Origin of the sequence: Enterobacter cloacae complex sp. CARB60, assembly GCF_036487345.1 — a bacterium.
Lineage (GTDB): Bacteria > Pseudomonadota > Gammaproteobacteria > Enterobacterales > Enterobacteriaceae > Enterobacter > Enterobacter asburiae_D.
The window spans coordinates 2,572,602-2,598,283 of record NZ_JAZKLC010000002.1 but is presented as its reverse complement, the minus strand read 5'-3'; the positions used below and the strand labels follow the sequence as shown (position 1 = coordinate 2,598,283).

Below are 25,682 nucleotides of genomic sequence, written 5' to 3'. Positions count from 1 at the left end.
GTTCCTCGGGAGTGTTGTGTTGTTGTGTTTTTTATTTTAAAGGTGACGGTGTCACGCCTCTTGGGATCGGACACACGTACGGTTGTTCTTGTAATTGTTGTTCGAACTCTTCACGGCATTTTTTCAGCAGCGCTGCGTCCTGGAGCAGATTGAGCGCGGTCGCGCCCATTACTTTTCCGGCCAGCAGCATGCCTTTGTGGGCAATGGAGGTACGCCCCTGCGCCACCAGTTGCCAGGTGTGCAGCGGCGTGCCGACGGTAAAGCAGGGGCTGAAGCACTGGGCGACCGGCATTTTCCAGCTGACGTCGCCCACGTCGGTTGAACCCGCCAGCACGTTGTCGGTGATGGCATAGGGCGCGACTTCATCCACCAGCAGCGTCTCCTGATGACGACGGGCAAAGGATTTACCCGCGTCACCCCCCGTTGCGGCAATATTTTTCAGGCTATTTTGCAGATCGTTGGGCGTCAGGGTGGCGCGGATCTCGCGGGCGAAGGCGCGTTCTTCCTCCGTCCAGAGCGGCGTGCCGTAGTGCTGCAGGGCGCGATACATCGCCGCCTCGAGCGTGCGGTTCGGCAGGTAGCTGGAGCAGGCTTTATCAAAGCGACACTCGACGGTGGTTTCGGTCATCATCGCCGCGCCCTGGGCGATTTTCTCGATACGTTCGTAAATCTGCTGCGCATCGGCCATCTCCGGGGCGCGGATCAGGTACAGCACTTCAGCCTGCGCCTGCACCACGTTGGGTGAAATCCCGCCGGTATCGGTAATGGCGTAATGGACGCGCGCTTTTTCGATAATGTGCTCGTTGAGGAAGTTGGTGCCGGTGGTCATCAGCGTCACGGCGTCCAGCGCGCTGCGTCCCAGATGAGGGGAGTTGGCCGCATGCGCCGCCACGCCTTGAAAACGCCAGGCGGCCTGAATATTCGCCAGCGTGCTGACGTTAAACATCCCGGCGAAGGCTTCCGGGTGCCAGGTGACGGCGGCATCGACGTCATCAAACAGACCTTCACGCACCATAAAGGTTTTGCCGGAGCCACCTTCTTCACCGGGACAGCCATAAAAACGCACCGTTCCGCTGCCGCCGTGCTGCTCCAGCCAGCTTTTCACCGCCACCGCGCCCGCAAGTGCCGCGGTGCCTAAGAGGTTATGCCCGCAGCCGTGGCCGTTGGCCCCCGGAGTGGCGGATTGCGCCGTTGCGCAGTGCGCCTGCTGGCTAAGTCCTGCCAGCGCATCGTATTCGCCCAGCAGGGCGATGACCGGTTTCCCGCTGCCGAAGCTGGCGATAAAAGCGTTGGGAATGTCGCCTGCCTCGCGCGTCAGCGTAAATCCTTCTGACTCCAGCTCGCTGGCGAGCCGTTCGGCGGACCAGAACTCTTCAAAGCGGGTTTCAGGACGATCCCAGATCGCGTCGGCAATATCGGTTAACGTCCGACATCGCGTGTCGATCGCATCGGCAATAAAAGCGTAGTTCTCCTGCATTACACACCTCGCGTCCACGGGAAATTGAGCGCGGTCCGCGCCAGCGTTTCGATGGCGATAGTCATGACCTGCTCATCAAAGTCGAATTTTTCATTGTGATGTCCGGCGCTCAAATCCGTGCCGAACACCATATAGGAAGCCATGCCGCCGTTCTGCTGCACGCGGGCCATCATCAGCGTGGCGTCTTCGGAGCCTGCTGGCGCCTTCACCTTATCTATGGCGTGGACAACCCCGGAAACCTGGCTTGCCTGTTCGCGCAGATAATCAACCCACGCCGGTGTCGGCGCGCTGGAGGTCGCGGCACCCATCAGGCGCATTTCGGCGCGCACGCCGTAGAGCGCCGCTGCGCCGGTGATAACCGCCTGCGCGCGTTCAAAGACGTACTGATTAATCGCTTCGCTTTCGCCGCGGGTTTCAACCTTTATCAGGGCATTCGCAGGCACCACGTTGCGTCCGCTGCCCGCCTGCATCACCCCGACGTTCACCCGGGAGGCGCCTTCGCTGTGCGGGGCGATGCTGTGCAGGGCGAGGGCGGCCTGCGCGGCGGCGAGCAGGGCGTTACGTCCGTCCTCCGGTTTACCGCCCGCGTGTGCGGCTACGCCGGTAAAGTTCACGTCGAACTTGGTGGTGGCCATAAAGTTATCGCTGCCGCAAATCACCGTTCCGGCAGGGACGCCGGTACCAATATGGATGGCCGTGAAATAGTCCACGCCGTCCAGCGCCCCGGCGGCAACCATGGCGCGCGCGCCGCGGGTGCCTTCTTCGGCAGGCTGGAAGATCAGCTTAAGGGTGCCGTTAAGCTGCGCTTCATTCTGCTTAAGCACCCGCGCCAGCCCCAGACCAATCGTGGTGTGGCCGTCGTGCGCGCAGGCGTGCATCATTCCCGGATTGCAGGAGGCAAAACCGTCGCGGAACGGGCGATGGCTTTCATCCAGCGCTTCGCTTAAATCAAGAGCATCCATGTCGACACGAAACGCCAGGATCGGTCCAGGACGCCCGGTATTGAGGGTCGCCACAATGCCGGTAAACCCGCCTTCAAACGGTGCCAGCCATTTCTCAGGCGCGCCCTGCGCCCGCGCGCGGGCAAACTCTCGCGCCAGGGTTGCGGCATCGGGCAACCCCATCCGGCTTTCGGCATCGACCACGTCGCGACCCATCGCCAGCTCGTAACCCAGCGAGTCGAGGATTTCCGCGACTTTCGCGGCGGTACGAAACTCTACCCAGCCGGATTCCGCATAATGGTGAAAATCACGACGCCATGCGCTCAGCTGCGGGGATAACGTCTGGATGTACTGCGCCAGTGTGTCCATATCTGTTCCTGTCATCATTAAAATATGTGAACTGCTTCACGCTGTGATAGTTTTTACTTATCACTAACCGATATTTCACAGTTTTAACCGTTCAGGAATTACCCTCGCACATCCCTTTCCATTAAAGTAGATGACAGTTTCTTTACTCTGATAAACAACGGTTATCGGTCGGGCTATGACATTCCAGATTAAATTTCATCAAATCCGGGCGTTTGTTGAGGTCGCGCGTCATGGCAGCATTCGCGGTGCCAGCAGGGCGCTGAATCTTTCGCAGCCGGCGCTGACCAAATCCATCAAAGAGCTGGAGGAGGGCGTGGCGGCGCAGCTTTTCGTGCGCAGGAGTAAGGGCGTCGCGTTAACCGAATGCGGTGAGGGCTTTTACCAGCGCGCGAGATTAATTCTGGAAGAGCTGCGCGCGGCGCAGGATGATATCCGTCAGCGGCAGGGCGAGCTGGCCGGGCAGATCAACATCGGGATGGGGGCCAGCGTTTCACGAAGCCTGATGCCCGCCGTTATCACCCGCTTTCACGCGCAGCATCCGCAGGTCAAGGTGCGGATTATGGAAGGGCAGCTGGTGTCGATGATCAATGAATTACGCCAGGGCGAACTGGACTTCACCATCAACACCTATTATCAGGGGCCTTACGACCAGGAATTTACGTTTGAAAAGCTTTTCGAAAAACCGTTTGCGGTATTTTGTCGTGAAGGACATCCGGCCATGGGGGCAACGTCCATTAATGAACTTCTGCATTATAACTGGACAATGCCGACGCCGCGGGGAAGTTATTATAAGCAATTAGAAGAGGTATTTAGCGATCGTTCGCAAATACCGCGAATTGGCGTGGTTTGCGAAACATTTTCTTCCTGTATTAGCCTGGTTGCGCAAAGTGATTTTTTAAGCATATTGCCGCAGGAGCTTGGCTGTGACCCGCTGCTGGCGCACCGCCTGGTCATGCTGCCGGTAGTCGAATCGCTTCCAAAAGCAACCTATTATTTAATTCAGCGCCGAGATTCACGTCAGACACCCCTTGCCGAGTCATTAATTACGCAATTCAGAAGGGAAGCGAGAAAAATAGTCGTAGCGTAAAAAAGAGAACATAAAAAAAACAGGATCTGCCCGACATCAGACAGACCCTATAGTACACACAGCAGTGCATCCTTTCGCCAATCCTGAGTATTATTTCCATGAAGCAGGTTTATTTAGGTATAACACCTTTCCCGAAAAAGGGAAGGCTATTGAGTGGTTGATTTTACGAAAATTTAACACAAATCACTTATTTTACCTTTGCTGAAATTTTAGTTAAGTCGCATTTAAGTCTATTTTATAAATACTATATATATTCATCAGGTTAATATTATTGCCACGCATCGCCCTGTAACGGTGATTGAGGCCGGTCTCTGGCGCAGGTATAGTACAGTCCTCAGATGTAGCCGGAGGATGTCCATGAACCCTGACGACAAATCATTTTTTCTTGACGCCATGGAAGATGTCCAGCCCCTGAAGCGCTGCGCGGATATTCACTGGCAGCCCTGCCGCAATACGCGGGCGCGCGAGGAGGTGGATAGCGAACAGCTGGATAACTTCCTGACGCTGGATTTTCTCGACATGCTTCCCCTGGAAGAACCGCTGGCGTTCCAGCGCGAAGGGGTACAGCAGGGCGTTATGGATAAGCTGCGCACGGGTAAATATGCCCGCCAAGCCAGCTTAAACCTCCTGCGTCAGCCCGCCGAACGCTGCCGTCAGATGCTCTATTCTTTTATTCGCCAGGCCGGACGAGACGGGTTACGCAATCTTATTATCATTCACGGGAAAGGGCGCGAGCAGAACTCGCATCCCAATGTGGTGCGCAGCTATCTGGCGCGCTGGTTAACCGAGTTTGAGGAAGTGCAGGCCTTCTGCGTGGCGCTGCCGCATCACGGCGGCAGCGGGGCATGTTATGTTTCACTGCGAAAATCAGATGAAGCAAAACAGGAAAACTGGGAGCGTCACGCCAAGCGCAGCCGCTAGCGGGCGATATCCTCGCCCGCCGGTGACTCAGAAGGTTTCCCAGTTGCTGTCGGTGGAGGCGGCTGTCGTGGCCGGGCGCAGCAGCTGCGGCGTTTTCAGATTGGCAGGACGTGGGGCTACCGCTTTTTCTTTGCCGTTCAGGCGAAACGCCGCTACCGCCTGGCGCAGCTGCTCGGACTGATCTTCCAGCGCCGCAGCCGCCGTGGCGGACTCCTGCACCAGCGCGGCGTTTTGCTGCGTCACGCTGTCCATCTGCGAAACGGCCAGACTTACCTGCTCAATACCGCGGCTCTGCTCGTCAGAGGCAGATGAGATCTCACCCATGATATCGGTCACGCGGGTAACGGCGGCGACAATTTCCTTCATGGTGGTGCCAGCCTCGCTAACCTGCTCAGAACCGGTATTTACCCGGCTGACGGAGTTCTCAATAAGCCCTTTGATCTCTTTCGCCGCCTGCGCGCTGCGGCTCGCCAGCGTGCGGACTTCGCCTGCAACAACCGCAAAACCACGACCCTGTTCCCCGGCGCGGGCCGCTTCCACCGCTGCGTTAAGCGCCAGAATGTTGGTCTGGAACGCGATGCTGTCAATCACGCCGGTAATATGCGCAATTTGCTGCGAACTGTCGGCGATTTCGTTCATGGTGCGAACCACGTTATCCACGACGTGACCGCCGCGCGCGGCCGTCTCAGAGGCGTTTTTCGCCAGCAGCGTGGCCTGACGGGCGTTATCGGAGTTCTGTTTAACCGTCGCGGTCAGCTCTTCCATGCTGGCGGCGGTCTCTTCCAGCGAGGCGGCCTGCTGCTCGGTGCGGGCGGAAAGATCGTTGCTTCCCGCGGCAATTTCGCCTGCGCCGGTGTAGATGGAATCGGTACTTCCACGTACGGCGCTGACGGTGCTCACCAGCGACTGCTGCATCTCATGCAGGCCGGCGGCCAGCTGCCCCATCTCGTTGCGACCAGAGATGGCGATATCCTGCGTCAGGTCGCCCCCTGCAATGGCGCGAATATGGTTCATAATGGAGTGGAGTGGTTTTAACAGCAGGTGCTGTAAACCCTGCCAGATGACCACCAGAACCGCGATAACGGCTAGCAGAATAGCCGCCAGCGTCCACTGCATCTGCGTGAAGCTGCTCTGGTTCTCTTCGGTTGCGGCCTTCAGCAGGGTGTTGTTTTCGGCGCGCCAGCGGTTATAGACCGCTTCCATCTCGTCCTGCGCCTGCTGCGCGTCCAGATCGCCATAGGCCTGATAGTTGTCGGCACGCAGATACTCAATTGATAAGCGCATCACTTCGTGCATCTGGTTCCAGGATTTCTGCATCTCGTCGGTTAATGCCGCCTCCTGGCCGTTAACCTGCGGCAGCTTCTGCCACTCTTTGTTATAGGCTTCGGCTTTTGCCAGCGAGTCGCCTGCGGTGCCAAGCAGTTTATTGATCGCCGCAAGGGAAGCCGGGTCGCGCTGGTTCTTCAGGTAGCGGATCGCCACGCGGGTGACGGTGACGCGCGTTTTCACCAGCGTGTTCACGCTGTCGCTCAGGCTTTCCTGCTGGGCATTGAGCACGCCGGAATTCTGGAAGTTATGGCGATCGTTGCTGACGGCAGAGTAGAACAACCCTCCCGTGACAACTTGCAGCAGACAGAATATGGTGAGGGCAAAGATAATACCGGTAATCACGTGCAGGTTTTTCAGCATAGCGGTCGTCCGTTAGAGAAGATGCAGGGTTACTTCATTACTATCGTCGTAGAGAATTTAAACTTTAATTAACTCGCGCTTAACTAAAGGTTCTTTGAGGGAACCTGTTGTAAATCCGGATCATTTTTATGAGGAAGGTTAACATGAGCAGTATTGATAAAAGCGGGACGTACGCGCTCGGGACGCGGACGGTTAAACGACTGGGCTACGGTGCGATGCAGCTCGCCGGGCCGGGCGTCTTTGGTCCACCGAAGGATAAGCAGGCCGCGCTGGACGTGCTGCGCGAAGCGGCGGCGGCGGGGGTGAACCACATTGATACCAGTGATTTTTATGGCCCTCATGTCACTAACCAGCTGATCCGCGAGGCGCTTCACCCGTACCGGGACGATCTGACGCTCGTTACCAAGATTGGTGCCCGTCGCGACGACAAAGGCGCCTGGCTGCCGGCCTTTTCCGCGCAGGAACTGACCCAGGCGGTGCATGACAATCTGCGCAATCTGCAGCTGGACGTGCTGGACGTGGTGAATCTGCGGATCATGTTTAGCGCACACGGGCCGGCGGAAGGATCGATTGCTGAACCGCTCTCCACCCTGGCCGAATTACAGCAGCAGGGTCTGGTGCGTCATATTGGTCTGAGCAACGTCACGGCCACCCAGGTTGCGGAAGCGCAGAAGCTGGTGCCGGTGGTGTGCGTGCAGAACATGTACAACATTGTGAACCGGGGTGACGACGCGCTGGTGGATCTGCTGGCGCAGCAGGGGATTGCTTATGTGCCGTTCTTCCCGCTGGGGGGCTTTACGCCGCTGCAATCTTCCGGGCTGAAGACCGTCGCGGATTCACTGGGCGCAACGCCAATGCAGGTAGCGCTGGCATGGCTGCTGCAGCGTTCCCCGAATATTCTGCTGATCCCGGGCACCTCTTCCGTGGCGCATCTGCGGCAAAACCTCGCGGCGGCGGATCTGAAGTTACCGCCTGAAGCACTGGAAACGCTGAATTCGCTGATGACTTAAACGTGACATGCGCAAAGCCCGAAGGGGACTTCCGGCTTTGCGCGCTTAGGGTCCTGTCTGACTTTTCTGCCTGTGAAGCGCTAACGCTTCCGCCACAATCTCTTGCTTACTCTTACGCGTCTCAAAGGCGGTGGTTCTGATGTACTCCATCAGGTCGGGATCGATGCGGGCGCTCAGCATCCTGAGATCGGCCTCCTTTGCCAGACCGCGTGCAACACGCTTGTCTGGATAGTCACGGGCTGGCATGGAAAATATTCTCCAGTAAGTCTTGTTAATTCGTGCCGTAAAATATGCTTTTATCTGACTTTAAAGTCAACATGTAGTTATTGAGTAGTGATGTTATTTTTTATAAGTCATAAACTAGATGACTTTTATATGACTTATGCTGTCAGGCCTGTTATCGGCGGGCGATGTTGCTCAATTAAAAAACCGCTCAAACTTCAACGCGTTTGGGTTCGCTTCCGGAAATGACCTTGATCCTTGTCCATAATCCGTAATACTGTATTTATATACAGCATCTGGCGAGAAAGGCATTATGGACACTCTCTTTTCTTATCAACCAAAACAAATCATTGAATTACCTTTATTTTTAGAACGTGTTGCCTGTGGGTTTCCCAGCCCGGCGCAGGATTATGTGGAGGATCGTCTCGATCTTAACCGGCTGGCAGTAAGACACCCCAGTGCGACCTATTTTATCAAGGTGAGTGGAGACTCCATGATTGGGGCGGGGATCGGCGACGGCGATCTGCTGGTGGTCGATCGGTCGTTAAATGCCGAACATGGGGATATCGTCGTGGCGTCGGTCGCCGGTGAGTTTACGGTGAAAGAGCTACAGACCCGACCGGTTCTGAGGCTGCTGCCGCATAATGCCCGCTATCAGCCGATTACCTTTCAGTCCGAAGAGGAGCTGCAGATCTTCGGCGTCGTCACCCACACGCTCAAAACGCATAAACATGTTCGCGCTGGTTGATGTGAATAGCTTTTATGCCTCCTGCGAGCGGGTATTCCGCCCCGATCTGGAGGGGAAACCCATCGTGGTGGTGTCCAATAACGACGGCTGCATTATTTCACTGTCGCGGGAGGCAAAGCAGTTCGGCATAAAAATGGGTGAGCCGTATTTTAAATTCAAAGAAAAGCTATACCCGTCGCGGGTTTACGTTTTTAGCTCGAACTATGCGCTGTATGCCGATCTCAGCAGCCGGGTCATGCAGACGCTGACCGATCTCGCCCCGGCAATAGAGATTTACTCCATTGATGAGGCGTTCGTGAACGTTTCAGGGGTCAGTCACTGCCTGTCACTGGAAGCGTTCGGTCACCAGATGCGCACGCAGGTCTTTAAAAATACGGGCTTAACCGTTGGCGTCGGTATTGCCCCGACCAAAACGCTGGCAAAGCTGGCCAACTATGCGGCGAAACGCTGGGCCAGCACGGGCGGCGTGGTCGATCTCTCAGGCCGCGAGCGGCAGCGTAAGCTGCTGGCAAAAGTTCCGGTAGAGGAGGTGTGGGGAGTAGGGCGGCGCATCACGAAAAAACTGAACGCGATGGGGATTACTACGGCGCTGGAGCTGGCGGAAGCGTCATCCTGGGTCATCCGCAAACATTTCAACGTGGTACTGGAACGTACGGCCCGCGAGCTTCGCGGTGAGCCCTGTCTTGATCTGGAAGAGTTCACCCCCACGAAGCAGCAAATCATCTGTAGCCGTTCCTTTGGACACCGCATTACGCAATATGAAGAGATGCACCAGGCGATTTGCGCCTACGCGGAACGCGCCGCAGAGAAACTGCGCGGCGAGCATCAATACTGTCGTTTTATCAGCGTGTTTGTGCGCACCAGCCCGCATGCTGAAAACGAAATTTATTATGGCAATCAGGCTTCGGTCACCCTGATGACGCCCAGCAATGACTCGCGCGATATCATCCGCGCCGCCACGGAGGCGCTGGGGCGTATATGGCTCGACGGATATCGCTATATGAAAGCCGGGGTCATGCTGGCGGACTTTTTCAGCAGCGGCGTCGCCCAGCTGAATTTGTTTGACGATAATCGTCTGCGCGCCAACAGCGCGGCGCTGATGGAGATGATGGACAGCGTAAATCATTCCGGTAAAGGGAAGATATGGTTCGCCGGGCAGGGTATTGAGAAATCCTGGGCGATGAAGCGTGAGATGCTGTCACCGGCCTATACGACGCGGTACGCCGATTTGCCGGTGGCAAAGTAGAAGGCGGCTATTTTGTGGTTTCATGCGTCGCGATCTCAGGCAGTAACTGCTCAATCACGCTGACGACCTTTCTGACGCGCTGCGGAATAAAGCGGGCGTCAGGATATACGGCATAGAGGAAGCGATCTGGTAACCGCCAGTCGGGCAGTACCGGTACCAGCGTGCCCGCCTGCAGCGCCCTGGACACGAGCGGTCGCTGCATGCCGCCGATACCGATGCCTGACTCCAGCGCCTGCAGCAGCGCGTCGCTGGTGTTGGCACGGAAAACGGTATTTACGTTGACCTCGACCGTTTCCTCGCCAGAAATCAGGCGCAGAGGGGCATCCAGCGGAATACCGCTGAACCGTACGTGTGGCAGCGTGGCCAGCTCGCTAACGCCGTGTACCGCCTGAAAACCGGGAGCGGCAAACAGCGCGGCTTCAATACGCGCCAGCACGCGAGCCGCGTGCGCCTGCGGAGGCTCACTGCTCAGCCGTATCGCAACATCCACGCCCTCCGTCACCAGATCGGCAAGGCGGTCATCCAGGGAAATCATCAGCTGCAGTTCGGGATGCAGGTGCTGTAGCGCCAGCAGATGCGGCAAAACGATCTGCCCCAGGCCGCTCGGTAACTGGACATGGACGCGCCCCTGAACGCGATGATCGACAGGATGTAAACGCCTCTCAGCTTCCCCCATGGCGTCCAGCACAAGCTGCATATCACGCCGGTAACGCTCACCCTGTTCGGTCAGCTTCATCGTACGCGTCGTACGGTGCAGCAGTACCACACCCAGCGCTTCCTCAAGTGCCGCGATCTGTTGACTGACGGCGGACTGCTTAATACCGGTCTGACGGGCGGCCGCCGAAAACGAGCCCGCTTCAGCGACGCGTAGAAAGGTCGAAATGGCAGTGAGCTTATTATTCATTTAATGATTCTGCTTATAAGTGCCATCGGTTTCAGGGGATATCTCCAGAAAAAATAATATATCACACTGCGTCTGTCACCCTTTCCGGAGAAACACCATGAATAAGATGCAGCAACGCAACGTCGCCCTGGTCGCGGGCGCCAGCGGCATTGTCGGCAGACAGCTGGTCAACACGCTCCTGCACCATCAGTGGGAGGTGATCGGCCTCAGTCGCCACGCGGTAACCCACCCGGACGGCATTCCCGTGGTGAACGTCGATTTACTGGATGCGCAGGACACTGCACGGGCGCTGCACGCCCTGAGCGGTGTCACCCACCTCTTTTACAGCGCCTGGGCGAACGCGGCGAACTGGACGGACATGGTTGAGCCGAACGTCACCATGCTGCGTAATCTGGTCAGCACCCTCGAAAAAACGGCACCTTTGCAGACGGTGAGCCTGATGCAGGGATACAAAGTCTATGGTGCGCATCTGGGACCGTTTAAAACCCCGGCGCGGGAAAGCGATCCCGGCGTACCGGGTGCTGAATTTAACGCCGCGCAGCTCACGTGGCTCAGCCAGTTTCAGCGGGGGAAAGGCTGGCACTGGAATGCCATCAGGCCGGGCGTGGTGGGGAGTGCGGTACCGGGTAATGCCATGAACCTTGCGCTGAGCATTGCCCTGTACGCTTCCCTGTGTAAGGCTCTAGGTTTACCGCTGCGTTTTCCCGGTTCGGAACAGGCCTGGCACAGCATCGTGGACCATACCGACGCCGGGCTGCTGGCCGAGGCAACCCTGTGGGCCGCCACGTCACCTGCGGCACAGAATCAGGCCTTCAACGTGAATAACGGCGATATCTGGCGCTGGAGCGAGCTGTGGCCGCGTATCGCACGCTGGTTTGAACTGGACTCTGCGCCGCCGGTGAGGCTGTCATTTCATCAGCTGTTTAACGACTATCGCGGGGTATGGCGCGAGCTTGCCGAAGAGCGGCTGGTGGAGGCGGATATTCTGCAGCTGAGCGACGGGCGGTTTGCCGATTTTGTCTTTAGCTGGGATTACGACATGTTTGGTGACGGGAGCAAGCTCAGGCGGGCGGGCTTCACGCAAATGCAGGCCACCGATGAGATGTTTTTCCGCCTGTTCGCGCAGCTGAGAGCCGGGCAGATTATTCCCTGACCGTAAGGGTTGTTGTCATCAACGATCGGCGCGTTATACTCACGCGTTGAGAATAATAGATGGTGGGGCAGGGATATGCACGAGAGTCTAAAAATGATATCAGTCGCGCTGCCCCTGATTGCGCTTTTCATTCTGTTAAGCTTTTTTGTCAGACGCATTCGCCAGGCAAAACGCATCATTTCAGACTGTAACGGGATGAAAAAGATATCTGCCAACCCCTCAATATTTGGCGGGAATGCAGGTAAAACCTGGTTTTATGATGACCAGTTTTTATATGAAGTTAAAAACAACGCCACCCGTAAAATTGCGCTGGCTAATATCATTAAGATCGGGCCGGGGAATACCGAGATAAATAGCAGACGGATCTGGATTGTTATTTACCGTGACGGTGCTAGTGAAAAGCAGGTGCAGTTTTATAACAATCTCACCCTCTGGAACCATAACTTCACGGCTTTTCTGGCAGCGATAAAAAATGCCAATCCTGACGCTGTCGTTAAAGAACGCTCAATCCTCAATCTGTGAAAAACAACCGCAGACGGTTTGCGGACGCTGCTCTTGTGCAGCGTCCATAGCATCCGGATTAAGGGCTTACTCAACCGTTAACGCATTAACAACCTCGGCCACGCTTTTCACGCTGCGGATGTTCCCAATCCCCGTGCCGAGCGCGATATAGCCTTCGTCGGTGTTATTTTCCAGCATGCCCAGGCGCAGGCCCCGTAATCCTCCCATCGCCTTGCCCAGCGCTTCGTTGCTTGCGCCAGCTTTATCCATCGCCGCCAGTTTGTCCGCCAGCTTGCCGGGTAAAGAGCGATAGTAATGGGGCACGGTGCGGAAAAGCAGCAGATCGAGGCCGTTGGCGGCAACAATTTTCTCTTTGACCCCCTGCGGCACGCGGCTTTCTTCCGTGCTGATAAAGACCGACCCGGCAAATACGCCTTCCGCACCTAACGCATGTGGCGCTCTGGCGGTGCGATTATCGGTAATGCCGCCCGCGGCCATCACCGGGATGTGCTTCACGGCATCGGCAATCAGCGGCACGATGGAAAAGGTGCCAAGCGCCGTTGCGGGTAACGTCCCGCCCTCATCAAAACCGGTGGCGACGATAATGTCAGCCCCCATTTCTTCCGCGAGGCGGGTGTTCTCCGGCGTTGGGTTGATGTCGCGGTAGATAATGGCGATACCCGCCTCTTTTAACTCGCTGAACAGCGCGGGAATAATGCTGCCTTCCCCGTAGCCCGTATACACCACGGCCCTGACGCCTTCGTCTTTCACCACCTGAAGAATAGGCCCTGTCCAGACGTCATTAACGGCCGTGGGGATCAGGTTCACGCCAAACGGTTTCTCAGTCAGCCGTTTGGTTTTACGAATTTCTTCGCGCATTTTTTCGGCGGTCTCTTCCGGCGTGGATACCGCGGTGTCGGCGGTTAAACCGGCATTGGGCCCCAGCACGCCGAGTCCGCCGGCATTGCTGACTGCGGCGACTAAACGGGCGTCAGTGAGCCAGGACAGCGGCCCCTGAATAACAGGTTTTTCAATACCCAGGATCTGACAAATACGGTTATTTTTCATAGCTGACTCTCCCTCTCGTTTGAATGGGGAAGAGTGTAGGGCGCAGGATTGTTAGGAAAAATAGCCAAAAAGATTCATCACTGTTATAAAATTAATAACAATCATTTTATCCCGCTCGCGGTAAGAGCGTCTCTTATGCAAATGAACCTATTTGAATCTATTCGAATTTTTATTGAAATTGTTGAGTCAGGCAGTCTTACCCAGGCGGCAGAGAATCTGCAGGTCCATCGCCCGGCCGTCACCAAAGCGTTACAGGTTCTGGAGCAACACAGCGGCACGCGGCTACTGCAGCGCACAACGCGTCGGATTAGCCTGACGCCTGATGGGGAAGCGTTTTATCGCCGGAGTAAACCCCTGCTGGCGCAGGCTGACGAATTACTGGAGTCGTTTGGCGCTGACCGGGCAATACACGGTCAGCTGCGCGTGGATATGCCTATCTCTTTTGCGGCGCTGCGGGTAATACCCAACCTGCCTGATTTCTATCGCCAGCACCCTGAGATTGACATCATTCTGAGCAGCTCGGACCGCCGTCGGGATATGCTGCGGGATGGCCTGGACTGCGTGCTGCGGGTGGGGGAGCTGGAGGACGGCGAGTATATCGCGCGTAAAATCGGGAACATCAAAATCACGACCTGCGCCAGCCCGGCCTGGCTGGCACAACACGGTACGCCAGAAACGCCGGATGATTTACGCAAACATCAGGCCATCAACTGGATTAATAACAGCAGCAGACAAATTCATCCGTGGACGTTTAGCACGCCAGAAGGCGTCGCGGAGATTACCCTGCCCGGTAAGCTTGTCGTGGATAACTCCGAGGCCTACATCGCGGCAGGCCTGGCCGGGCTGGGGTTAATGCAGGGGATGAATCTCTTTCTCCAGCCTTACATTGACCGCGGTCTTCTGGTTGAAGTCCTGCCGGACTATCGCTCGCCGGACCGCAGGCTGTCACTGCTCTATCCACACCGTCACCTCTCCCGCAAGGTGCGGGTCTTTACCGAGTGGCTGGAAAGTCTGGTGTGAAAACAGCCAGCTCGTGACACAGCGCGCCAATCTGGTCCACGGCGTTCAGCAGGCGGGGCGTGGGTTCGTTTGCGCAGTTCAGCCGCAGACAGTGTGTTAACTCGGCGGCCGGGGAAAACAGAGGGCCAGGGCTGACGCCAATACCCAGCGCCAGCGCGCGGCGATGCACCTCCAGCGCGTTGACCTGCTGAGGCAGTTCTACCCACAGCAGGAAACCGGCTGCGGGTACGCTAACGCGCGTGCCGGGTGGGAAACTGGCCACGACCCGCGCCACAACGGCGCGGATCCCCTCTGCGACCCGGCGCTTCAGCCGCCGCAGGTGACGATCGTAGTCGCCGCTTGCCAGCATCTCGCTCGCCGCGGCTTCCAGCAGCGGCGTGCCGGCCCAGTCTCCGGCCATGCGGGCCTGTAGGACCTGCGGGTGGTAGCGTCCGGGCGCAATCCAGCCGATTCGCCAGCCCGGCGCAAGCGTTTTAGACAGGGAGCTGCAGTAAATCACATTCCCGCTCTGGTCGAACGCCTTGCAGGCCGGAGGGCGCTGCCCCTCGCCGACCAGGTCACCGTAGACATCGTCCTCAATCAAAGGAATTCCCGCCTCTTCAAGCAGGGCAACCAGTTCCTGCTTGCGCGCGACGGGCATGCTGGCACCCAAAGGGTTTTGCACGGTGGGCGAGGCCAGAACGGCAGCGGGGCGGTGGCGGCGAATGGCGTCCGCCAGCGGTTCCAGCAGCAGGCCTTCGACAGGGTCGGTGGGGATCGCTAAGGCCTTCAGGCCTAAATCCTCCAGAAGCAGGAGCGTGCCAAAGTAGGCTGGCTGTTCAATCGCCACGACATCGCCCGGCTGACACACGGCCCGAAGGGCCAGGCGCAGCGCCTGCGTCGCGCCTGCGGTAATGATGAGATCGTCCGCGCCGAACCGGGCTCCCCACTGCGCAGAACGCGCGGCAATCTTACTTCGCAAATCCCCCCTTCCCGGAGGCAGGCTGTAGCTCTGTCCATGCGCGTCCAGGCGACGGCCCGCAGAGTGCAACGCCCGCTGCAGCGCGTCTCCCGGCAGCCATGCGGGATCGGGCAGGGCGGCGCCCAGCGGGATCAGCCGGGCTTCTGCACTGCTGAACAGCGACCGGGCCACGGCGGACATTGTAACGGGGACCGGGCCTGGTAAGGAACGCGCGGGCTCTACGCGCGGTGGCAGGCTGGTCTGGCGGATGTAATATCCTGAACGCGGGCGCGCAACGATCAGCCCTTCAGCCTCCAGGCAGCGAAGGGCCTCCAGCGCGGTTGGAAGGCTAACGTGCTCGCGTTCGGCCAGTTTACGAGCGGAGATCATCCTGTCACCGACGCGCAGCGCGCCAGACGTCAGCGTGAGGCGCAGCATCTCGGCAATTCGGCGATAGTGTGGGGACGACGGGGACGGGGCAGACATGGGTATCTGTTCAGGCTAATTTTCGATAAAACTGACTATACAGCCAATGATGTGCGCCATCTATAGTGTCCGGCATGTTCAGGACAAGGAGGCATTATGCACAGCGATAATTTCAACATTTCCACCTATTTCAAACGCATAAACTACACCGGACCGGCGTCTGCTGATACGGCCACCCTGCATGCGCTGATGCGTCATCAGCTCTTTTCCGTTCCCTTTGAGAATCTGGACGTGCAGGCGGGTAAAATTGTCTCGCTGGCGCCAGACGACATTGCCGATAAGGTGTTAACGCAGGGACGCGGCGGCTACTGCTATGAGGTAAACGGGCTTTTTGCCATGGCGCTGGAGGCGTTAGGGATACCTTACCGTTTCGTGGCGGCGCGCCCGATGTTCTACCCCGCGCGGCGGCCGAAAACCCATATGGCGCTCGTCGCTGAGGTAGAGAGCCGACAGTGGCTTTGCGACCTCGGGTTTGGCAGCTACGGCATTCGTGCGCCGATGGCGCTGGACGCGCTTGATGTGGAAATCACGCAGGATTTCGACACGTTTCGGCTAAGCCGCAGCACGGAGGGTGAGTATCTGCTTGAGGCGAAGGTTGAAGGAGAATGGGCCCGGCAATACGGCTTTGATCTCACGCCTCAGGAATGGATTGATTTCGTCCCGGCCAACTACCTTAACTCCACGCACCCGGATGCGATCTTTGTGCAGAAGCGGGTAGTGGTGCAGCACAGCCCGGAGGGACGCCAGATTTTACTGGGCGATATGCTGAAAACCATCACGGCGAACGGCACTGAAACGCGGCAGCTGGCGGAGGAGGAAATCCGCCATGTCCTGAAAAACCGTTTTGCGCTGACTGCCGCGTAATCTGCCGGGAAACGGTAGGGCCTCAGCGCAATCCGTCTTCTGTGGCGTTGCGCTGAGTGCCCCACTGTAACAGCAGGCTAAACGACGCGGGTAACACGGTCAGCGTCACCAGCGTCGCAGCCAGCAGTCCGCCGATGATGGCATAGGCCATTGGGCCCCAGAAGACCTGGTGAGAAATGGGGATCATTCCCAGAATGGCGGCACAGGCGGTCAGACAGATGGGTCTGGCCCGGTGTTCCGCAGCCGCCATAATCGCGGCATCGTTTGCCATCCCCTGAGCAAGATTGCTGTCAACCTCGCTAATTAATATCACCGCGTTTCGCACGATCATCCCCGCCAGGGCGATGACGCCCAGCAGCGCGACAAACCCCATCGGCGTTCCGCCGGGCAGCATAGCCAGCACGATCCCCGGTAAACCAAACGGGGCCATCAGGAGTGCCAGCAGCATACGGGAATATCGCCGTAGCTGAAGCATCAGCAGCAACAGCATGATGACCAGCGTCACCGGAAGGACGGTAAAGACGGAGCTGTTCCCCTTATCCGATTCGGCAACCGCGCCGCCTTCTTCAATGCTGTAACCTGCCGGCAGGCTCGCGCGCAGTTTATCGACCGCCGGACGCAGCGCCGCAGATACCGCTTCAGCCTTCAGCCCCGGGGCAAGATCCGTTTGCACCGTGATAAAGGGCACGCGCTGGCGACGCCAGATGACCGGATCGTCCACGCCCCAGACCGGCGTCGCGACGGCGCCGAGCGGAATTTTTTTACCGTCATTCCCCTGAATCGTGAGCGAGGAGAGGGTAGCGGTGCTGTGACGTGCATCGTCCGTGGCCCGGAGCACCACGTCGACAAGGCGGTCGTTATCCCTGATAGACGTGACAACGCTGCCGGACCAGACGGTGTTCAGCGTGCGGGCGAGGCTTTCTGACGATATTCCCGCCGCCCTGGCCGCCGTCTGATTCACCTCAAGGGTTATGACCCTCTCCGGCTCTCCGGCCGTCTGGTTAACGTCGCGTGAGAACGGGGACTGGCCAATCGCGTCCGTGAGACGGTTCGCAAACGCCCGGACCTGCAGATAATCAGGCCCGCTCACCCGGTATTTGATTGGCCAGCCGACGGGCGGCCCCAGCTCAAGGGGCGACACGCGCGTGATGATGTCGCTAAACTGCGTCGCCAGGATCCTGTTGAGCTGCGCATGCAGACGATCCCGCGCCTCAAGGTCTTTAGCCACCACGACCATCTGGGCGATATTTTCATTTTCCAGCAGCACGTCCATCGGCAGGTAAAAACGGATGGCGCCCGACCCGACGTAGGTCGAGTAGCGATCGATGTTGCCGTTGCCGACCAACGCCTTTTCCAGCTTTTCCACCTCTCTTAACGTTTCCGCCTGCGACGCGTTGGCCGGAAGCGTCAGGCTGACCAGCAGCTCAGGCCGGTCCGAAGCGGGGAAAAACTCGCCCTGCATAAACGTCGTGCCGTACGCGGACAGCCCCAGCGCGGAAAGGGCGAACAGCACGGTAGCGAGCCGGTGACGCAGTGCCAGGCGTAAAAGCCGTCCGTACCCGCGGGCGATCCTTCCGGGGCCTGCCGCGTGATGTCTGACTTTTTCCGGCAACAGCCACGTGCCCGTCAGCGGCGAAAACAGGATCGCGACAATCCAGGAACAGAGCAGGGCAATGAGCACCACCGCAAACAGGGAAAAACAGTATTCACCGGCGCTGGAAGCCGCAAAACCAACGGGAATAAAACCGGCAATCATCACCAGAGTACCGGTGAGCATCGGAAACGCCGTCGTTTTGAATGCATGGGTGGCCGCATGCCGACGTGAATCCCCCGCTTCCAGCCGGGAGACCATCGTTTCGACGGCGATCATGGCGTCATCCACCAGCAGGCCCAGGGCAATGATCAGCGCCCCGAGCGAGATACGCTGAAGGCCGATGCCGGCGAGCATCATGCCGGCAAACGTCATGGCGAGCACCAGCGGGATGGCCGTCGCCACCACCAGCCCGGCCCGTAAGCCCAGTGAGACAAATGAAACCGCCAGCACGATAATAACGGCTTCGATAAGCACCCGGATAAACCCGCTTACCGCGTCGCTGACCACCGCTGACTGATCGGCGACTTTTACCATCTCGATACCGTGCGGCAGCCCGGCGCTGAGGGCCGCCATTCTGGCGTTCAGCGCAGCACCGAAACGCAGCATGTTGCCCGTTGGCGCCATCGACACCGCCAGCCCGATAGCCGGTTTGCCGTTCACCCGGTAGGCCGGGGCCGGTGGCTCGGCGATTTCCCGGGTGACGGTGGCAATGTCGGTCAGCGGAATATAGCGATTGTTCACGTGCAGCGTGACGGCACGTAAATTCTCTTCGGTCGTGAGCGCCCCGCTGACCTTTATCGCCATGTTCTCCTGCCCGGTACGCAGAGTGCCTGCCGGAACAACCGCGTTCTGCGCCCGAAGGGCGTCGGCGACCGCCTGAATATCGAGCCCCATCCCGGCCAGGCGTGCCGGAGAAAAGGCGAGGACCCACTGCTCCTGCTGTTCGCCCAGCAGGGTGGTTTTGCCCATATCCGGCAGGGACATGAGCTCGCGACGTAGGGTCTCTACGCGATCCCGCACCTCCCGCAGGGTGAAACCTTCGGGAATAAAGGCATAAATTGTGCCGAACGTGTCGTCAAACTCGTCGTCCACGGCAGGACCCTGCACCCCTTCAGGCAGGGACGGCGCGATGTCCTGCATTTTTTTGCGAACCTGATACCAGATGTCCGGCACGCTTTGCGGGGGCGTATCGTCACGGAGGTTGACGTGGATAACGGTGCGTCCGGCCCGGGTTTCACTTTCGAGATAGTCCAGCCAGGGCGTTTCCTGGAGCTTTTTTTCAAGCGTATCGGTCAACAGACGGGTGGTATCCGCCACGGATGCTCCCGACCACTGCGCGGAGACGACGGCCGTTTTAATGGTGAAAGCCGGATCTTCGTTACGCGGCAGCTTCTCATAGCAGAACACGCCCATCGCAATCACCAGCAGCATGAAAAAGCTGACCATCTGCTGGTTCTTCAGCGCCCAGGCAGAGAGGTTAAATTTGTCTTCCGATCCTGAGTTCATGGCTGAACCTCTCCGGGCATCACCGGCTCGCCGGATCGTAATGTGCTCACGCCCGCCGTAATCACCCGATCGCCGGGCTCAAGGCCGGAGGCAATCATGACGGAGGAGGCCGTATAGCTCGCGGGCACCACCGCGCGCAGCTGCGCCCGCGACTGCGGGGTAATCACAAAAACCGCCGGTTTGTCGCCGGCGCGGGTCAGCGCCGACGCGGGAAGGGTGTACCCGTGCGGGGCTGACGATGGCAACGTGACGGTAACGCTGGCACCCAGCGCCATGGCCGTCGGCGGGTTTTGCAGGGTGGCTCTGACGCGCCAGGTACGGGTCTGAGGATCGGCCTGCGGGGTGATATCCCGCAGCACGGCAGCTGCCTGCAGCGACGGGTCGCTGAGGAGGGAAACCTGCAAAACCGCCTTAACCAGAGGCGGGATCGCATCGGGGGTGGCTATATCAAACGCCACGTCGCGATCTTCCCCGGTCGCCAGCGTCAGCACGGACTGACCGTCGCTGACAACCTGTCCCGCTGAGGCGTTCACGGCCGTGATGACGCCCGCTTGTGGCGCGATCAGGCGCGTCCAGCCGAGGCTTTCGCGGGCATTTCGCCGCGCGGCCTCGCTGCTTTTTAAGCGTGCGCTGGCGACAAGCCAGTCCGCACGGGCGCTGTCGAGCTGCGTGCGGGCTATCGCACCCGTTGGCATGAGCTTTTGCATGCGACTGACGTTAAGCGCGGCGACCTGCGCTGAGGCTTTGGCGCCTTCATAGTCGGCCTCAGCGCCGTCGAGCTGGTTTTGCCCGGTCGTGTTGTCAAGCGTGGCCAGCAGCTGTCCGGCGGTGACACTGTCACCAATATCGACGCTGCGCGTCAGTATCCGGCCCCCGGTGCGAAAGCTCAGGGTCGTTTCATCGTGGGCACGGATCTCACCGGTTCTTTCCAGCGCGGGAAGGGTTTGGGCGGTGCCAACGACGACGTAGCGTACCGCCCGCACGGGGCCGGGCTTATTTTCGTGTTTATCACCGCAGCCGGTCAGCGGAAAAATCGCCAGCGCAAGCAGGGCCAGGGGAAGAAAATTCAGCCAGGAAAGGGTGCGCGCCACGCCGTACAAATGATGCAGGCAGTGGCGGAGGGAGAGAAAGAATTCGTCTGACATAACGCCGCTCCATAAAGGGAATGGCGTTATTAAATGCGGGCTACGTCGAGAAAGATTCGATGTTCTGTCAAGGCTTTATCAAGAGTGGAGATTTTCATTATCGGACGGATGCCAGGGCAACAAAATGCGCACGGCGAGGCCGCCGGTTTCCGGTAACGACGCGCTAATCTCACCCCCATGCGCCTGACAAATCGCCCGGGCGATGGACAAACCGAGGCCGCTGCCGCCGGAATGCCGCGCGCGGGACTGCTCCTCGCGGCTAAAGCGTTTAAACATTTCCGGTAGGAACTGAGGCGATACCCCCGGCCCGTCATCGGTAAATTCGAGGGTGTAATGCCCGCTGGCGTAGTGCAGCGTCACCTCAAGATGGCCGCCATCGCGTCCGTAGCGTAGCGCATTTTCCATGAGGATGGTCACGGCCTGTCCCAGACGGAACGCATCGCCTCTGAAGGGGCAGGTACGCGGGTTACGAAGCGTGATCCGGAAATGATGCGCATCAGCCTGGGGCATAATCCAGGCAGCCCGCTCCTGAATCAGCTCATCCAGACAGAACGGCTGGTCCTCCAGCACAAGGTTACCCGCGTCGGCCAACGAGAGAAGGTGGAGCTCATCGGTAAGGCGGTTGAGGTGCTGGAGCTGTTTCATCACCATGCCCAGCTGCGCCGGGCTGGCATCAAACACGCCGTCTAACATGCCCTGCAGACGCCCAATGGCGGCCGTCAGGGGCGAGCGCAGCTCGTGCGCCATCGCGACGTGTGAGGCGCGGAGCTCTTTTTCATAGCGGGCGAGTTGCCCCGTCATGGAGTTAAAGTCGGCCGCAAAGCTGACCATTTCCGCCGGCGCATCCTTGATAAGTTCCGCCTGACGGCCGAACTGCCCGTCGGCGACATCCTTGGCCGCATCGCGAAGACGGCTGAACTGCAGCGCCAGCGGCCGGGCGTGTTTTAGCCCCATCACCACGATAAACGGGATCATTACCAGCACCAGCAGGGCCACCGTGACCCAGTCGGCTGAGGCGATAGACGGCGTGGAATAGCTCAGGCCCCACCAGGTGTCCACAATCGTGTGGAAGCGGGCCGGATTGGCCTGCGGGTTCTGGCTGAGCGTAAGAAACTCCTGCCGGACCGCCGACGGCATCTTGCCCATTATCCAGTAGTTCTGCACCGCATAGCGTAGCCACATACAGGTGGCAATGACGATCACGCTGCCGATGGCCAGCGCTAAGATGCGAGCGCAAATCCAGCGCCACAGAGAGGAGTGCCGGTTTTTTATCATGGCTGTCTGAACCTGTAACCCACGCCGCGAACGTTGATCAGCACGCCGGAAATACCCGCCGCTTCGAGTTTTTTACGCAGGTTATAAATATGGGTGTCCACCACGCGCTCCAGCGCCTCGCTTTCCGGCAAGCAGTGTTCCAGTAAATACTGACGGGAAAACGGGTGCGCAGGAGAACGCAGCAGCGTTGCCAGAAGCGAGAATTCCGTTGGCGTAAGATCGAGCATCACGGGCGCGTCGCCGCCGTTATCCACGCTCGCCACAATGGCGGCGACATCCACCTCCAGCGTTTGCCAGCGAAGGATCGCTTCGTCAGCCTCTTTTTTACTGCTGCGCCGCAGCACCGCCTGCACCCGAGCCACAACTTCTCCCGGATGATAAGGCTTCACAACGTAATCATCGGCACCGTACCGCAGGGCGCCAATGCGGTCGGGGGTATCCCCCATGGCCGTGACCATAATCACCGGCACGTCGCTTTTACGACGCAGTCCCGCCAGCACCTCGGTGCCGTTAAGCCCCGGCAGCATCACGTCCAGCAGGATGAGGTCGGGCTTCCACCGCTGCGCCATATCCAGCCCGGAAAGACCGTCCCCGGTAATGGTCACGTCGTAATTTTCACGCCGTAAATAGGCTTCGAGCACGCCAGCCGCATCGGCGTCATCTTCAATAATCAGCACTCTTCTGGACAACATCCGTTCACCTTGACCATTTCTTAACACTTTCCCGACGATTCATTGATTCAGCCAAATCATACTGCGCCAACATTGTATGGCCGCCCCTGAATCAGGAGACACCAGCGTCTGTATGGAGAGCAGTATGATAGCGATAAAAAAAGTCCTGTATATGTCCGTCCCGCTTCTGATGGTCGTGACGTCCGGCGTGCAGGCGGATGATGGCTCCGCTTCCGATTCCTTAACCGTCGGGCTGGGAGGGCAGTATGCCCCGCGTTACTCAGGCTCAGACAAGCAGGTGTGGCAGGTGGTTCCGGTGCTGCAGGGTCGTAAAGGCGCTTTCTTTATTGATGCGCAAAAAGGGGTGGGATATGACCTGCAAAACGACAGCGGTTGGTATTTCGAACACACGCTGGGGTACGACTTCGGAAGGGCTGAGAAAAATTCTGGCTGGCGTGAGGGCGCAAACAATCTGAAAGGGATGGGGGACATTGATGCCACCCTGAATACCGGCCTTGCCGTGGGCTGGCAGGCCGCGCCCTGGCTGAGTGTGGAGGGGAAAGCGACGCTGCCGATAACGGACAGCCAGGGGGCCAGCTATCAGGCCTCCGTGACGCTAATCCCCGTACAAAATAACCAGGACACGATCGCCTTTCAGTCCGCGGCCCTGTTTGGCGACGGCCGTTATCTGAATACCTGGTATGGTGTCAGCGAGCAGCAGAGCAGCCGCACCGGATATCGGCGCTATTCAGCGCCGGGTGGATTTTACGGCGTCGACACCAGTCTGACCTGGAGCCATCAGTTCGATGCCCACTGGGGGACGGTTCTGAGCGCGGACTATACCTGGCTTGGCGATCGTGCGAATGACAGCCCGATCGTGATGCGGCGTAATGAAGGGTCTGCGACCGCCGCTATCACCTGGACATTTTAACCAGGGACAGGGTCAGGCAAAGAGTCCCTTAATAAGCATCCAGAAAAGTGAGAGCAGGCAGAGGATTTGTACGGTTCGCAATGACCATAGCTGAAAACGCCATTGATACCGCTCCCGGGCATCGGCTTCTGCGATCGGGCCTGCGGCATCACCAGCGTTTTTTCCTGGGCGGCGCAGCAAATCATGGCACAGCCAGACCAGAAGTATGAGGCTAAGTATTCTCGTGAAAAGTAAACCGTAGGCGGTATAAAACATATCCCAGTAGCAGCGGAGGGTGTCCATGGCCTTTATCCTTTCCTGAACCGCCCATACGGCAGGTATGGGCGGTAAACGATTATTTCTTCTTATCCATCATCGCTTTTAAATCGGCAAACGGGTTAAACGTGGCGACGCCCACGTCTTTTTGCGCGTCTTCCCCTGCGACCACGGTGGTGCCGTACTGATCCGCTTCGGTGTATTTCGAATGCTCGTGATCGTGGCAAAACAGGCACAACAGCTCCCAGTTGCTGCCATCTTCCGGGTTGTTGGTATGGTCGTGATCGATATGGTGAACCGTCAATTCACGCAGATTGGAATAGACGAACTCCCGCGAGCAGCGTCCGCAGACCCAGGGATAGATTTTTAATGCTTTCTCGCGATAGCCGCTTTCCAGCCGCGCGTAGTTTTTAGGGATCAGAGCCATTGCCGGTTTTACCTGCCATGAAAAAAGTGGGGGATATTATATCCCATTATGGCGCGTAATGACGCCCCGCTCAATTCTGTCAATTTATTTGAATCACTCCGTTAAAGAAACGCCATTTATTCTCACCCGGTAATGCGTAAAGTAGGTACAACGCAAAGCATTATCAGGACACAGGGTTATGAAAAAGATCGGGTTTTTATCGTTTGGCCACTGGACGCCTTCACCGCAGTCCGGCACGCGTTCGGCGGCAGACACGCTGCTGCAGTCCATCGATTTAGCCGTGGCGGCTGAAGAGCTGGGGGCAGACGGGGCGTATTTCCGCGTGCACCACTTTGCCCGACAGCTTAGCTCGCCGTTCCCACTGCTGGCGGCAATAGGCGCAAAAACGAAAACCATCGAAATCGGTACCGGCGTGATTGATATGCGCTATGAAAATCCGATGTACATGGCCGAAGATGCGGGCGCTGCGGATCTGATTTCCGGCGGTCGTTTGCAGCTTGGCATCAGCCGCGGCTCGCCGGAGCAGGTCATTGATGGCTGGCGTCATTTCGGCTATGTCCCGCAGGAAGGGGAAAACGAATCGGATATGGCGCGCCGTCATACCGAGGTGCTGCTTGAGGTACTGCGCGGTGAAGGGTTTGCAAAACCTAACCCACAGCCTATGTTCCCGAATCCGCCGGGGCTGCTGCGCCTGGAGCCTTATTCTGAAGGGCTGCGCGAGCGTATCTGGTGGGGCGCCGGTTCAAATGCGACGGCCGTATGGGCCGCAAAGCTGGGAATGAACCTGCAAAGCTCAACCCTGAAGGACGATGAAACCGGTGAGCCGTTCCATATTCAGCAGGCAAAACAGATCCGCGCGTACCGCCAGGCCTGGAAAGAGGCAGGGCATACGCGAGAGCCGCGGGTGTCGGTCAGCCGCAGTATTTTTGCGCTGATAGACGACCGCGACCGGATGTATTTCGGTGCCAGCCGTAACGACAGCGATAGCGTGGGTTACCTTGATGAGAAAACGCGCGCCATCTTCGGACGCAGCTATGCGGCGGAGCCGGACAAGCTGATCGAACAGCTGAAAAAGGACGACGCGATTGCCGAAGCCGATACGTTATTACTGACCGTGCCGAACCAGCTGGGTGTGGATTATAATGCGCACGTGATTGAGTCTATTCTCAAACATGTCGCACCGGCAATGGGCTGGCGCGAGTAGTTGTTCCGCTATCAGCCGTGAGATCGTA

The 25,682-nt window shown here is 58.3% G+C and carries 24 protein-coding genes; 11 read left to right on the top strand and 13 right to left on the bottom strand.

The window, feature by feature from the left end; translation table 11 throughout:
* Positions 1 to 31: 31 nt before the first annotated feature.
* Positions 32 to 1,477, bottom strand: a complete 1,446-nt coding sequence (locus tag V4835_RS13320) for a M20 family metallopeptidase (protein WP_331412458.1) — start codon at positions 1,475 to 1,477, stop codon at positions 32 to 34.
* Entirely contained in the window at positions 1,477 to 2,787 is a 1,311-nt protein-coding gene (locus V4835_RS13315; RefSeq protein WP_331412457.1) for a M20 family metallo-hydrolase, read from the bottom strand. Before V4835_RS13315 ends, V4835_RS13320 begins: the two co-directional genes overlap by 1 nt.
* 175 nt (positions 2,788 to 2,962) lie before the next feature.
* Here V4835_RS13315 and V4835_RS13310 point away from each other — a divergent pair, with 175 nt between their 5' ends.
* Both V4835_RS13310 and smrA read left to right on the top strand, forming a co-directional pair.
* Positions 2,963 to 3,874 (top strand): LysR family transcriptional regulator, encoded by a 912-nt coding sequence (locus V4835_RS13310; RefSeq protein WP_331412456.1) that lies wholly within the window; start codon positions 2,963 to 2,965, stop codon positions 3,872 to 3,874.
* Positions 3,875 to 4,231: 357 nt separating this feature from the next.
* Positions 4,232 to 4,795, top strand: coding sequence for a DNA endonuclease SmrA (gene smrA, locus V4835_RS13305; RefSeq protein WP_063143001.1), 564 nt, complete (start codon positions 4,232 to 4,234; stop codon positions 4,793 to 4,795).
* Between the two features lie 27 nt (positions 4,796 to 4,822).
* Here smrA and tcp read toward each other — a convergent pair whose 3' ends face one another.
* Entirely contained in the window at positions 4,823 to 6,484 is a 1,662-nt protein-coding gene (tcp, locus tag V4835_RS13300) for a methyl-accepting chemotaxis citrate transducer (RefSeq protein WP_331412455.1), read from the bottom strand.
* A 143-nt stretch (positions 6,485 to 6,627) separates the two neighbouring features.
* Here tcp and V4835_RS13295 point away from each other — a divergent pair, with 143 nt between their 5' ends.
* On the top strand, positions 6,628 to 7,494 hold the full coding sequence (locus V4835_RS13295) for an aldo/keto reductase family oxidoreductase (RefSeq protein ID WP_331412454.1): 867 nt from the start codon (positions 6,628 to 6,630) through the stop codon (positions 7,492 to 7,494).
* Between the two features lie 45 nt (positions 7,495 to 7,539).
* On the opposite strand, the gene V4835_RS13290 is transcribed toward V4835_RS13295, so the two are convergent.
* Complete coding sequence (locus V4835_RS13290) at positions 7,540 to 7,740, bottom strand: hypothetical protein (RefSeq protein ID WP_032657653.1); 201 nt, start codon at positions 7,738 to 7,740, stop codon at positions 7,540 to 7,542.
* 289 nt (positions 7,741 to 8,029) lie between these two features.
* On the opposite strand from V4835_RS13290, the gene umuD reads away from it, so the two are divergent.
* Positions 8,030 to 8,464, top strand: a complete 435-nt coding sequence (umuD, locus tag V4835_RS13285) for a translesion error-prone DNA polymerase V autoproteolytic subunit (protein ID WP_008500532.1) — start codon at positions 8,030 to 8,032, stop codon at positions 8,462 to 8,464.
* Positions 8,448 to 9,710: a translesion error-prone DNA polymerase V subunit UmuC gene (gene umuC, locus V4835_RS13280; RefSeq protein ID WP_331412453.1), complete on the top strand. Its 1,263-nt coding sequence runs from the start codon at positions 8,448 to 8,450 to the stop codon at positions 9,708 to 9,710. The genes umuD and umuC overlap by 17 nt, the downstream gene beginning before the upstream one ends.
* Before the next feature lie 7 nt (positions 9,711 to 9,717).
* Here the strand turns inward: umuC and V4835_RS13275 are convergent, their stop codons facing one another.
* A complete protein-coding gene (locus tag V4835_RS13275; protein ID WP_331412452.1) occupies positions 9,718 to 10,614 on the bottom strand; it encodes a LysR family transcriptional regulator in 897 nt (298 codons plus the stop codon).
* Between the two features lie 97 nt (positions 10,615 to 10,711).
* Here V4835_RS13275 and V4835_RS13270 point away from each other — a divergent pair, with 97 nt between their 5' ends.
* Both V4835_RS13270 and V4835_RS13265 read left to right on the top strand, forming a co-directional pair.
* A complete protein-coding gene (locus V4835_RS13270) occupies positions 10,712 to 11,767 on the top strand; it encodes an SDR family oxidoreductase (protein WP_331412451.1) in 1,056 nt (351 codons plus the stop codon).
* A 75-nt stretch (positions 11,768 to 11,842) separates the two neighbouring features.
* The gene (locus V4835_RS13265) at positions 11,843 to 12,289 is read left to right on the top strand and encodes a hypothetical protein (protein ID WP_331412450.1); all 447 of its coding nucleotides are present in this window, start codon (positions 11,843 to 11,845) and stop codon (positions 12,287 to 12,289) included.
* 66 nt (positions 12,290 to 12,355) lie between these two features.
* Here the strand turns inward: V4835_RS13265 and V4835_RS13260 are convergent, their stop codons facing one another.
* Positions 12,356 to 13,336 (bottom strand): NAD(P)H-dependent flavin oxidoreductase, encoded by a 981-nt coding sequence (locus tag V4835_RS13260; RefSeq protein WP_331412449.1) that lies wholly within the window; start codon positions 13,334 to 13,336, stop codon positions 12,356 to 12,358.
* A gap of 135 nt (positions 13,337 to 13,471) precedes the next feature.
* Here V4835_RS13260 and V4835_RS13255 point away from each other — a divergent pair, with 135 nt between their 5' ends.
* Positions 13,472 to 14,356 (top strand): LysR family transcriptional regulator, encoded by an 885-nt coding sequence (locus V4835_RS13255; RefSeq protein ID WP_331412448.1) that lies wholly within the window; start codon positions 13,472 to 13,474, stop codon positions 14,354 to 14,356.
* Here the strand turns inward: V4835_RS13255 and V4835_RS13250 are convergent.
* Positions 14,328 to 15,782, bottom strand: a complete 1,455-nt coding sequence (locus V4835_RS13250; RefSeq protein ID WP_331412447.1) for an aminotransferase-like domain-containing protein — start codon at positions 15,780 to 15,782, stop codon at positions 14,328 to 14,330. The genes V4835_RS13255 and V4835_RS13250 overlap by 29 nt on opposite strands.
* Before the next feature lie 96 nt (positions 15,783 to 15,878).
* Between V4835_RS13250 and V4835_RS13245 the strand changes: the two genes are divergently transcribed.
* Complete coding sequence (locus V4835_RS13245; RefSeq protein WP_331412446.1) at positions 15,879 to 16,646, top strand: arylamine N-acetyltransferase family protein; 768 nt, start codon at positions 15,879 to 15,881, stop codon at positions 16,644 to 16,646.
* Positions 16,647 to 16,668: 22 nt separating this feature from the next.
* Here the strand turns inward: V4835_RS13245 and V4835_RS13240 are convergent, their stop codons facing one another.
* From V4835_RS13240 to V4835_RS13225, 4 genes are all read right to left on the bottom strand, one after another.
* A complete protein-coding gene (locus V4835_RS13240) occupies positions 16,669 to 19,746 on the bottom strand; it encodes an efflux RND transporter permease subunit (protein ID WP_331412445.1) in 3,078 nt (1,025 codons plus the stop codon).
* Positions 19,743 to 20,891, bottom strand: coding sequence for an efflux RND transporter periplasmic adaptor subunit (locus V4835_RS13235; RefSeq protein WP_331412444.1), 1,149 nt, complete (start codon positions 20,889 to 20,891; stop codon positions 19,743 to 19,745). The genes V4835_RS13240 and V4835_RS13235 overlap by 4 nt, the downstream gene beginning before the upstream one ends.
* A gap of 78 nt (positions 20,892 to 20,969) precedes the next feature.
* Complete coding sequence (locus tag V4835_RS13230) at positions 20,970 to 22,166, bottom strand: sensor histidine kinase (RefSeq protein ID WP_331412443.1); 1,197 nt, start codon at positions 22,164 to 22,166, stop codon at positions 20,970 to 20,972.
* Positions 22,163 to 22,858 (bottom strand): response regulator, encoded by a 696-nt coding sequence (locus tag V4835_RS13225; RefSeq protein WP_193939780.1) that lies wholly within the window; start codon positions 22,856 to 22,858, stop codon positions 22,163 to 22,165. The genes V4835_RS13230 and V4835_RS13225 overlap by 4 nt, the downstream gene beginning before the upstream one ends.
* Positions 22,859 to 22,982: 124 nt before the next feature.
* Between V4835_RS13225 and V4835_RS13220 the strand changes: the two genes are divergently transcribed.
* A complete protein-coding gene (locus V4835_RS13220; RefSeq protein ID WP_331412442.1) occupies positions 22,983 to 23,768 on the top strand; it encodes a MipA/OmpV family protein in 786 nt (261 codons plus the stop codon).
* A 12-nt stretch (positions 23,769 to 23,780) separates the two neighbouring features.
* Here the strand turns inward: V4835_RS13220 and V4835_RS13215 are convergent, their stop codons facing one another.
* Complete coding sequence (locus V4835_RS13215; RefSeq protein ID WP_331412441.1) at positions 23,781 to 24,050, bottom strand: hypothetical protein; 270 nt, start codon at positions 24,048 to 24,050, stop codon at positions 23,781 to 23,783.
* 52 nt (positions 24,051 to 24,102) lie between these two features.
* Positions 24,103 to 24,450, bottom strand: a complete 348-nt coding sequence (gene yajD / locus V4835_RS13210) for an HNH nuclease YajD (protein ID WP_003857471.1) — start codon at positions 24,448 to 24,450, stop codon at positions 24,103 to 24,105.
* 178 nt (positions 24,451 to 24,628) lie between these two features.
* On the opposite strand from yajD, the gene V4835_RS13205 reads away from it, so the two are divergent.
* The gene (locus tag V4835_RS13205; protein WP_331412440.1) at positions 24,629 to 25,654 is read left to right on the top strand and encodes an LLM class flavin-dependent oxidoreductase; all 1,026 of its coding nucleotides are present in this window, start codon (positions 24,629 to 24,631) and stop codon (positions 25,652 to 25,654) included.
* Positions 25,655 to 25,682: the final 28 nt, after the last annotated feature.